Annotated in this window: 15 protein-coding genes; 11 read left to right on the top strand and 4 right to left on the bottom strand. The window is 65.1% G+C overall.

Features of this window, described 5'->3' with window-relative positions:
* Positions 1 to 383 (bottom strand): MFS transporter (locus AC062T_RS01860; RefSeq protein WP_476026862.1); only part of this gene is annotated, 383 nt, incomplete at its 3' end.
* A 67-nt stretch (positions 384 to 450) separates the two neighbouring features.
* Here AC062T_RS01860 and AC062T_RS01855 point away from each other — a divergent pair.
* Positions 451 to 906, top strand: a complete 456-nt coding sequence (locus tag AC062T_RS01855) for a MarR family winged helix-turn-helix transcriptional regulator (protein WP_476026860.1) — start codon at positions 451 to 453, stop codon at positions 904 to 906.
* A gap of 45 nt (positions 907 to 951) precedes the next feature.
* On the top strand, positions 952 to 1,431 hold the full coding sequence (locus tag AC062T_RS01850) for an iron chaperone (protein WP_476026858.1): 480 nt from the start codon (positions 952 to 954) through the stop codon (positions 1,429 to 1,431).
* Here the strand turns inward: AC062T_RS01850 and AC062T_RS01845 are convergent.
* Positions 1,425 to 2,165 (bottom strand): alpha/beta fold hydrolase, encoded by a 741-nt coding sequence (locus AC062T_RS01845; RefSeq protein WP_476026856.1) that lies wholly within the window; start codon positions 2,163 to 2,165, stop codon positions 1,425 to 1,427. The two genes, AC062T_RS01850 and AC062T_RS01845, sit on opposite strands and share 7 nt — an antisense overlap.
* 90 nt (positions 2,166 to 2,255) lie before the next feature.
* On the opposite strand from AC062T_RS01845, the gene AC062T_RS01840 reads away from it, so the two are divergent.
* The 4 genes from AC062T_RS01840 (at position 2,256) to AC062T_RS01825 (ending at position 4,331) form a co-directional block, all read left to right on the top strand.
* Entirely contained in the window at positions 2,256 to 2,954 is a 699-nt protein-coding gene (locus AC062T_RS01840) for a helix-turn-helix transcriptional regulator (RefSeq protein ID WP_476026854.1), read from the top strand.
* Positions 2,955 to 2,999: 45 nt separating this feature from the next.
* Positions 3,000 to 3,452: a MarR family winged helix-turn-helix transcriptional regulator gene (locus AC062T_RS01835; protein ID WP_476026852.1), complete on the top strand. Its 453-nt coding sequence runs from the start codon at positions 3,000 to 3,002 to the stop codon at positions 3,450 to 3,452.
* On the top strand, positions 3,449 to 3,871 hold the full coding sequence (locus AC062T_RS01830) for an organic hydroperoxide resistance protein (protein ID WP_476026850.1): 423 nt from the start codon (positions 3,449 to 3,451) through the stop codon (positions 3,869 to 3,871). The genes AC062T_RS01835 and AC062T_RS01830 overlap by 4 nt, the downstream gene beginning before the upstream one ends.
* 91 nt (positions 3,872 to 3,962) lie before the next feature.
* Positions 3,963 to 4,331: a DoxX family protein gene (locus tag AC062T_RS01825; RefSeq protein WP_476026864.1), complete on the top strand. Its 369-nt coding sequence runs from the start codon at positions 3,963 to 3,965 to the stop codon at positions 4,329 to 4,331.
* A gap of 40 nt (positions 4,332 to 4,371) precedes the next feature.
* On the opposite strand, the gene AC062T_RS01820 is transcribed toward AC062T_RS01825, so the two are convergent.
* Together AC062T_RS01820 and AC062T_RS01815 are read right to left on the bottom strand one after the other, a co-directional pair.
* On the bottom strand, positions 4,372 to 4,932 hold the full coding sequence (locus tag AC062T_RS01820; protein WP_476026848.1) for a dihydrofolate reductase family protein: 561 nt from the start codon (positions 4,930 to 4,932) through the stop codon (positions 4,372 to 4,374).
* A gap of 76 nt (positions 4,933 to 5,008) precedes the next feature.
* Positions 5,009 to 5,671, bottom strand: a complete 663-nt coding sequence (locus AC062T_RS01815) for a hypothetical protein (RefSeq protein ID WP_476026846.1) — start codon at positions 5,669 to 5,671, stop codon at positions 5,009 to 5,011.
* A 123-nt stretch (positions 5,672 to 5,794) separates the two neighbouring features.
* Here AC062T_RS01815 and AC062T_RS01810 point away from each other — a divergent pair, with 123 nt between their 5' ends.
* The 5 genes from AC062T_RS01810 to AC062T_RS01790 form a co-directional block, all read left to right on the top strand.
* Positions 5,795 to 6,733 carry a Ppx/GppA phosphatase family protein gene (locus tag AC062T_RS01810; RefSeq protein ID WP_476026844.1) on the top strand — a complete coding sequence of 313 codons (939 nt, stop codon included), beginning with the start codon at positions 5,795 to 5,797 and terminating at the stop codon, positions 6,731 to 6,733.
* Positions 6,734 to 6,867: 134 nt separating this feature from the next.
* Positions 6,868 to 7,380 (top strand): hypothetical protein, encoded by a 513-nt coding sequence (locus AC062T_RS01805; RefSeq protein ID WP_476026842.1) that lies wholly within the window; start codon positions 6,868 to 6,870, stop codon positions 7,378 to 7,380.
* 98 nt (positions 7,381 to 7,478) lie between these two features.
* Positions 7,479 to 8,021 carry an NADPH-dependent FMN reductase gene (locus AC062T_RS01800; protein WP_476026840.1) on the top strand — a complete coding sequence of 181 codons (543 nt, stop codon included), beginning with the start codon at positions 7,479 to 7,481 and terminating at the stop codon, positions 8,019 to 8,021.
* Positions 8,018 to 8,533, top strand: coding sequence for a flavin reductase family protein (locus tag AC062T_RS01795; RefSeq protein ID WP_476026838.1), 516 nt, complete (start codon positions 8,018 to 8,020; stop codon positions 8,531 to 8,533). The genes AC062T_RS01800 and AC062T_RS01795 overlap by 4 nt, the downstream gene beginning before the upstream one ends.
* On the top strand, positions 8,533 to 9,243 hold a 711-nt coding region (locus tag AC062T_RS01790), incomplete at its 3' end, for an ABC transporter ATP-binding protein (RefSeq protein ID WP_476026836.1). The genes AC062T_RS01795 and AC062T_RS01790, both read left to right, overlap by 1 nt.

The raw sequence follows: 9,243 nt of genomic DNA, 5'->3' as shown, positions 1-9,243 counted from the left end.
CTCACGCCCTGCAGGGCACGGAAGACGAGAACGCCCTCGATGCTGCCCGCGAGCCCGATGGCAACGCTCGTGATGCCAAAGAGCACGACTCCGATGATGTAGAGCTTCTTGCGGCCAAACCGGTCGCCGAGCTTTCCGGCGGGGATGAGGCACACGGCCAGGGCGAGCAGATAGGCGTTGATGACCCACTGGAGTTCGCCGAAAGTGGCGCCGAGGTCGGCCTGGATGGCAGGGTTGGCGATGTGCACGACAGTGGAGTCGAGCCCAACCATGAAGAGTCCGAAGCACACGGCGATGAGGGTGAGCGCCGGGCTGCCCTTTCGACTGCGCTTCTGCGGGGAGGGCGGAACGTCGGTTCCGGGGTGGGTGGAGGAGGATGCCACTGACAGACTTCTTTCTTGCGTCACAGAGTTATGATTACATAAGTATAACCAAGAGATTGAGTGAAGCATGCCCAGCTCGCCCCAGCCGACCCCCCAGCAGATGGCCGAATTGGCCGACGTCATCCTCGATCTCGCGCACAAACTCGACATCAAAAACCCGCGGCTGCGCGACGTCGTGCCCCTCACCGGCACCGAGGTTGCCGTCATCCGTGAGGTGCACCGAACGCCCCATGTCACCCCGTCGCAGCTCGCCGAGATCACGGGGCTGCAGCGCAGCAACATCAGCACCGCAGTGCGCACCCTCGAAACGGGCGGCCTCGTCACGCGAGAGCAGATGCCCGGCAATGCGCGCTCGGTGACCCTCGTGGCAACGGACCGCGCCGCCGAGAGCGTTGCCCGCATCAACGCCTACTGGGTCGAGCGCCTTGAACAGGTCCCCGCCGGATCGTTGGCGGATGCCGTGGCCGCGCTGGGCGCGCTGCAACGAATCGCCGAGTCGCTATCGGAGTCTGACGCTCCCTGAGCCTGGCGGCGCATACTGGTACCCCTACCGAGGATTGGAGCACCAGTGACCGAGGCAAAGAGAACCGACGCGGGCTCGTCCGATGGGTTCACCGCAGACGAGCGCGCCGCAATGAAGGAGCGCGCCGCCGAACTGCGAGAAGAAAAGAAGCGCAGCAAGGCGGCGGATAAGAAGGAGCGAGACGCGCAGGATGTCGTCGACGCCATTGCGGCGATGCCCGACGCCGACCGTGCGCTCGCCGAACGCCTGCACGCCCTCATCGTCGCCGCGGCACCCTCACTGGACCCCAAGCTCTGGTACGGCATGCCTGCCTATGCGCTCGATGGCAAGATCGTGTGCTTTGTGCAGCCCGCAGAAAAGTTCAAGACCCGCTACACGACGCTCGGCTTCAATGAGGATGCCCAGCTCGATGAGGGCACCATGTGGCCGACCGCCTATGCCATCACGGCGATGACCGCCGCGACTGAGAAGCGCATCACTGACCTCGTGTCGCAGGCCGTGGCCGCACCTGGCCAAGCTCAGTAGCTTCGAGAAGCCTCTGACTGAATGATCTCAGCCAGGTCGCGCGGACGGCTCCACATGGGCCAGTGCCCCGTGGGGAGATCGATGACATCGACATGCTCGAGGGTGGCGACCTCGGCAAACATGGGGTGGCCAGCGTGGGCCAGCTCCAGCATCTGCGCGCTCGACATCGAACAGCACACGAGCGTGGTGCGAACCCTGCGGCGGTGCTCGTTCGTCAGTTCGACAGCCTGGCGAAGCACGGGCCCCGGCTCGGGCACCGCCTGGGCGCGAAAGCGCTCCAGCATATCGGGGCTCAGGCCCTCAAGACTCGCCTGCTGCCCGAGAGTCTCGAAGGCCGGCAGGGCAAGCTCCTCCACCCCTGAGGGGAGATCGGGGGCGAAGATGCTGCCTGACGCCACGGGGCCGGAGTCGACCCACACCACTCGTTGAACAAGCTCCGGATGCCGGTCGATGACCAGGCTGACGGGAGCGTTGGCGCCGCTGTGCCCGACGAGGGTTGCGGGGTTCTCCTCGGAGGCCCCGGCCTGGGCGAGGGCGTCGAGGATGGCCGCAGCCTGATCCTCGAGAGTCCTCGTTGCACGGTCGGGATCGTTGCCGTCGAGCCCGGGCAGGGTGAGCGCGATCGCGGGAGAGGTGTCGGTGTTCAGATGCTCACGGACCTCATCCCACGCCCAAGCGCCTAGCCAGTGGCCGGGAACGAGAATGATGGCTGAGCTGCGTGCAGAAGGTGTCATACGTCTAGGTTCGTGGGTGCTGCGGGCAGGTGTATGTCACTATTTATGTCATGAATTTGCGAAGGTCTGAGCGGTGAACCGGGCTGAGCGGTGAAGCGGGTCGAGCGACTTCACGCGCTCTCTGAAATGCTGCGCAGAAACGGAACTCGGGGATGCTCTGCCGAACGGTTGGCCAGAGAGTTCGGCGTCTCCGTGCGCACCGTCAAGCGAGACCTCGCGGCGCTGGAGAACAGCGGCGCACCCGTATGGTCGCGCCCCGGCCCTGGTGGTGGCTATGGGTTGGCCGTAGGCGCATCCCTGCCCCCTGTCAGTCTTTCGTCGGCTCAGGCGGTGGCGCTCATGGCGGCCGTGTCGGCTGCATCCGATGCACCCTATGCCGATCTGGCGGCGGCCGGGGTTCAGAAGATCCTGGATGTTCTCGACCCGAGAACCCGCGCACAGGCCGACGAGTTGGCTGGCCGTGTGTGGGTCAATGCCGCTCCCTCGTCGTCGCGCGCCATCCGGTCGGCGCTGGAGCAGGGAATGTCCGAGCAGCGAGTGATCCGCATCCGTTACACCTCGGCGACGGGGGCGACCACGACTCGCGACGTTGAACCCGTGCTGTTCGCGTCGACGAATAGCCAGTGGTACCTCGTGGGCTGGTGTCGACTGCGCACGGCAATGCGATGGTTCACCGTGTCGCGTATCGAGCGAGCCAGCGTGACGGGGGTGGCGTGCAGCGGCCACGGCATCAACGAGGTCGGAGAACCGCCCGTGAATGCCAGGCCCGTGCATGGTCGGGACGACTGAGAAAGTTTAATTGTGCACAACTAGGTTGTGTGCAATGCTTTGCGTATGCCGATCGTTGACCACATGGTCTGTTTCTCCCTCTACTCCGCAACGCGGGCAACGACGCGCGCCTATACCGAGCTGCTCGAACCGTGGGGGCTCACCTACACCCAGTACCTCGTTCTCGTCGTGCTCTGGGCGGAGGGGCCGCAGCCAGTGCACGAGATGGGGTCGTTGCTCCAACTCGACTCGGGCACCCTCTCACCCCTGCTGAAGCGGATGCAATCAAAGGGTCTTCTTGAGCGCCGCCGCGACAGCGACGACAACCGGGTGGTCACGATCGTGCCCACCGATAAGGCAATCGAACTTCGCGAAGAACTGGACCACATCCCGCTCGCCATCGCACGGGCGACCGGCCTGCCCGATGTCGGCGCAGCCCAAGAACTGATCGAAACACTTCAGCGGCTCACGCTCGCAATGCGCGAGATCAACCCCAACGAAAGGCAAGCGACGCCATGAACACTCTCTACACCGCAGAAGCCCTCTCCACGGGAAAGGGCCGGGACGGCCATGTGACGACCCCCGACGGCATCCTCGACCAGGACGTAGTGCCGCCGAAGGAGCTGGGCGGGTCTGGCGCTGGCACGAACCCTGAGCAGCTCTTTGCTGCCGGCTACGCCGCATGCTTCCATTCCGCCATTCACGCGGTTGCCCGCAGCAAAAAGATCACGGTCGAGAACTCCACCGTTGGCGGGCGAGTAAACCTGGGCTCGAACGGCGAAGGCGGATTCCAGCTGTCTGTTGAGCTTGAAGTTGTCCTGCCCGAGGTGCCCGCGGAGCTCGCACAGGAGCTCGTCGACGCAGCCCACCAGGTGTGCCCCTACTCCAACGCCACCCGCGGCAACATCGAGGTCACCGTGCGGGTATCTGATGACTAGGGTCGCCAAGCCCGGGCTGTTACAGCAGCTCGTGGAGCCGAAGCCCCCCACGTCGAAGCTGCGATCAGGCGTTCGAATCGCCCTGGGCGCCATGCTCGCGTTCGCGGGGACCACGCACCTCACGGTGGCGCGCGAGGAGTTTCAGGCCCAGGTGCCGGAGTTCGTTCCGCTTGATACCGACGTGGTCGTTGTCGCATCCGGCATCGTCGAGATCACCCTCGGTGCGGCCCTCATCCTGCTCGCCAAGCGACGGGTGCCCGTTGGGCTCGTCGTGGCGCTCTTCTTTATCGCGATCTTTCCCGGCAACATCGCCCAATGGGTTCACGCGCGGGATGGGTTCGGGCTCGACACCGACTCCAAGCGGTTCATTCGCCTGTTCTTTCAGCCCGTTCTTGTGGCAGCCACGCTGTGGTCGACGGCAGCATGGCGCGACCGCCCGCGGCTCGGCGCGCGGCGCTAGCGCAGCTCGTGGATTCGAGGCTCGTGTCTCAGGAGCTAGCTCAGGACAGCGCTCGATAGCGCAGGGCCACAACCCCGTTTCGAAACCTGCGCTCGTCGACGAGGTCGAGCTGCAGATGGGCGTGCGCGGGATAGAACGGCGTGCCGCCGCCCACAATCACGGGCGAGACCAGCTGCACCCATTCGTCGACGAGCCCCGCACGGGCGACCTCCGCTGCAATCGTGGGGCCGGCGATAGAAATGTCGGATGCGGCATCCGATTTCATTCTGCGAATCTCGTCGATATCGAGCGGATATTCGAGACGCGTGTTCTCTGCCGTCGGAGTCGGCAGGGTCGCCGAGTACACGACTTTGTCGGTGGCCCGCCACAGCTCGGCGAACTCGCGGATGTAGTCGGGTGCGCCGTCCAGGATCTCTTCGCCATCCCAGGCTCTCATGACCTCATACATTCGCCGACCGTAGAGAAATGTGCCCACCGAGCGCACCACATTGTTGACGTAGCGGTGCACCTGCTCATCGGGCCGGCTCCAGTCAAATGAACCGGACTCATCGTTGACGTAACCGTCGAGAGAGGTTATTCCGAAGCAGATCAGGGAGGCCATGGCTCACAGCATAGGCAGCCTTGCCCGTGGGCGAAACGGGGCGAAACGGGCGAAACGTCAGACCATGGCGCAGGGGCTAACCCCAAATCGTGGCGACCATGTCTCCCAGGATGCCGTGAGTGGGAAAGCTCTCCTGCGTGATATCGATGATCACCCCGTCGCGAGCAAAAACTGTGTGCCCATGTACGCTGCCATATTCGCCGCCGTCGTAAACATATTGGCAGACGCGGCCTTCGTATTTTTCTTCGCATGTGTAGGCCTCAAAGGCGGGGCCAGCGAGAAATCTATCGGTGAACGCTGGGCTCAGGGTCCCGATCGCCACCGTGAAGTGGGAGTAGTCCGCTGCATCATCTGGGGAGCTCCAGAGGCAGTACAACTGTGTGGCGTGCGACTTGACGTCCCAGTCAGATGAACCAGGAGGGGCCACCGTGGGGTTGAGCACCCCGCTGCGTTCGGGCGACGTGTAACGAGGGTCGTTCAGCGCTCGCTTTGCAAACGTCGACGCATAGCTCTCGGGGCTCACCACCTGGGTGCAATCGGTCGGGATAGGCACGGCTTCAGCGTCGACGGAGGGAGACGGTGACGGTTCTGGTTCCGCAGACGGAGAGGCTGACGTGGCGGGCTGGCTAGCGCCCGGAGCCGGGCCAACAATAACGGGTGAGCAGCCCGTCACGGCGAGAGCAGCGCTGAGCGTTATCACCGCAACTACGGTGATTCTTGCGGCTGTGTTACCTCTCATGGTGCTCCCCCCGGTGCTTGCCCACATCCTAGGGCTCGCGGAGGCGTAGCCGCCATAACCCGGGGAAAGCCGAGCCGGGTGGTCGTTACGCTGGGCATCTACCCCTTAGTTATGGAGCTCACCATGACCCGTGTCGCCGCCTTCGATTGCGGAACCAACTCGCTGAGGCTTCTGATCGCCGACGTTGATAAGGGGGCGCTCGCCGACGTTGTGCGAACGCTCCAGGTCGTGCGCCTCGGCGAGGGCGTCGACCGCACCGGACGCTTCGATGATGCGGCACTCGCTCGCACTCTCGAGGTGACCCGCCGCTATGCCCAAACCTGTCGCGAACACGGGGTTGAGCGCATGCGCTTCGTTGCAACGTCGGCGACGAGGGATGCCGCCAACCGTCAGGAATTCATCGGCAGTGTGCGCAGCATCCTGGGCATCGAACCCGAGGTGATCTCCGGCACAGAAGAGGCACAGCTGTCGTTTCTCGGCGCGGCGAGCGTGCTGCCGGCGTCGCAGGGTGAGCAGCGCCTCGTGGTCGATTTGGGCGGGGGCTCGACCGAGCTCGTTCTCGGCGATACCGCCCCGACCGCCGCGTACTCGATGGATGTCGGATGCGTTCGTCTGACGGAGCGCTGGGTGCGCACCGACCCGCCGAGTGAGCGCGAAGTCGCGGGGATTCGCGGGGACGTGCATGCGGCCCTGGATGAGGCAGAGCGCCAGGTGGATCTCTCGGCGGCGACCGACGTGATCGGCGTGGCCGGAACCGTCACGACCATCACCGCCCACGCCCTGCGCCTCGCGGCCTATGAACCGGACGCGATCAATGGCTCGCGGTTGCCACTCGACGCCGTGCTCGCGGCCTGCGGCGAACTGGCGGCGATGCCCAGAGATGAGCGGGCGGCACTGCCGTTTATGCACCCGGGCCGGGTGGACGTGATCGCGGCCGGCGCGGTGATCTGGGCTGCGGTGCTTGAACGAGTCGCGCAGGCGGGCGCGCTCACCACGGTCACCACGAGCGAGCACGACATCCTCGACGGCATCGCGCTGCAGCTGGGCGCTCGTCGGGCGTAACGCTGCGTCGGGCCTAACGCTGCGCCTGGCCTAACGCTGCGTCCGGCCTAACGCTTCGCCCGCCCAGAACGCGTGCTGTCTCTGTACATATAGGGGTAACACCCGCGAAACCCGGGCCTCCTACCATCGCGATCATGGACCAGCGCGATGGCCTACCCGCCAAACTCATCGACCTAGCCCCTCATCGCGTCGCCGAGGTCAGCACGGCAGAGGGGGCGATGCTCCATGCCCTCAGCGGCAGATTCTCCCTCGATATCCGGCCGCGCACGATCGAGCTGGCGGATGGCACCCGCACCGAGGTCGAAGGAGCGGATGCGAGCGGCAGCATCATCGTGCAGCTCGTCGCCAATACCGGCGTCTTCAAATCGCAGCACCGCAACAAGGTGCACTCCGACATGTTCAAGCTGGTCTGGCTTCGCAGTTGCGTTCTTATGGGTGCCCGCGCCGTGCTGTGCGTGAGCCCCACAGCATCCCAAGCCTTCTCCCGTGGGGGCTGGTCGACGGCCGCCGCCTCCGCCCTGGGAATCGAGGTTCTCGTCTGTGCCGCCGATGGCACCCTGGCTGCGTTATTCGACGAAACAGAACAGCCGCCGAATTTACCTGAGCGAAACGCAACGCCGTCGGTTGCGGAAACAGCGCGTCCGTAGAGTCACTCCCAGATGGACCTCCGCGAGGCACATCACCACCCGATTCGCCTCGCACGCTCTCCTCGTGAATTAGTCACCGAACCTGCCGTGGAGGCTCCATGTCTATCGTCGTACTCTCGGGCAACCCCAGAAGGGGTTCTCGCACCGCCACCGTTGCACAGCAGGTGGCCGACGCGGTCGCCGCAATCGTGGACCTGCCGGTCACCACGGTTGAGCTTGCCGATGTCGCGCCCGTGCTGTTCACCCCGGCAGACCTCGAACTGACCGCTCTGCGCGAGGCGGTCGCTCGCGCCACGGTCGTCGTGGTCGCAACCCCCTCGTACAAGGGCTCTTACACGGGCCTGCTCAAAGCGTTCATTGACGGCTACGGCCCCGATTCGCTCGCCGGGGTCACCGCGATCCCCGTCGTCATCGCGGGCACCCCTCGGCATACAACGCTCGTTGCCGAGATTCACCTTCGCCCGCTGCTGGACGAAATCGGCGCATCCACGAGCCTGGGCTGCCTGGCCTTTACCGAGGCGGAGATCACGGATGCCGCGGCGCTCGCCGAGACCATCGCCGCCTGGGCTGAGGCCCGCACCCCGCTCATTCGAGCCCTTCGCACAGCACACGTGACGACGACATCGGAGGTGTCAGCATGACCACGACGGTTTCAGCAGATCCCGCAGTTTTCGCAGCATCCGACCCGCGTGACGTTGCCGCGCTGAGGCCCGCACTCGGCACGATGGCGACCTCGGTGACCCTCATCACTACCCGGCACGAGGGCCGCGACTACGGGTTCACGGCCAACAGCTTCACCTCGGTGTCGTCGGAGCCGCCGCTCGTCGCAGTGTTTCTCGCCGACACGGCCGAGTGCTATCCGGCGTTCCAGGAGGCCGACCACGTTGTCGTAAACGTGCTCGCCGAAGGCCAGGGCGATCTGGCCATGCACTTCGCTCGCAAGCACGATGACAAGTTTGCCTCTGTCGCCCTCGACCCAGCGCATCCCGCCGTGCCCGTGGTCGAAGGGTCGATGGCCGCAATTCTCGGCACGGTCGAGAGCCGCCTCACCGCAGGCGATCACCTGATGCTGCTCATCGCCGTCGACCACGTAGAGCACCACGATCGTGAACCGCTCGTCTACCAGAACCGCGCCTTCAGAAAGTTGATCTGATGACCCAGCCGCCGCCGTCCGCCGCAATCAGCCTCACGAACGCCCGCCGCATCTACGGGTCGGGCGAGACCGAAATGGTCGCTCTCAACGGTGTCGACCTCGATATCGCGCCGGGCCGATTTGTGAGTGTGATCGGCCCGAGCGGCTGCGGAAAATCAACGCTGCTGCGACTCATCGCCGGCCTTGAGCAGCCAGACGACGGTGCCGTCAGCGTCTATGGGGTGACGCCGGAGGTGGCGTGCTCGGCCAAAATGGTGGGCCTGGTTCCGCAGGCGCCCGCGCTTTTGCCCTGGCTCAACGTGCTGCAGAACGTGTCTCTGCCGCACAAGATCAACAAGGGCGCCGACAAGAAGCGGCCAGCGGCGGCCCAAGCGATCGAGACCGCGAGCGGCATGTCAGAGATCCCCGACATGAAGGAGCTGCTGAGGCTAGCAGGGCTCGGCGAGGCGATGCACAAGCTGCCGGCAGAGCTCTCCGGTGGAATGCAGCAGCGCACCGCCATCGTGCGCGCCTTTGGGCTTCGCCCCGACGTGATGCTGCTCGACGAGCCGTTCTCGGCGCTGGACACCGGTCTCCGCGACCAGCTCCGCAAGGCCACCGCCGACATCCTCACCGCCGCCGGCATCGCCACCGTGCTGGTGACGCATGACCGCGAGGAGGCGATGAGTTTCGCCGACCAGTTGGTCGTGCTGCGCGACGGCCGCCTCGCC

This window comes from Homoserinimonas sp., assembly GCF_056262345.1.
The sequence above is the reverse complement of the archived record's forward strand: the minus strand, read 5'-3'. Positions and strand labels throughout refer to the sequence as shown.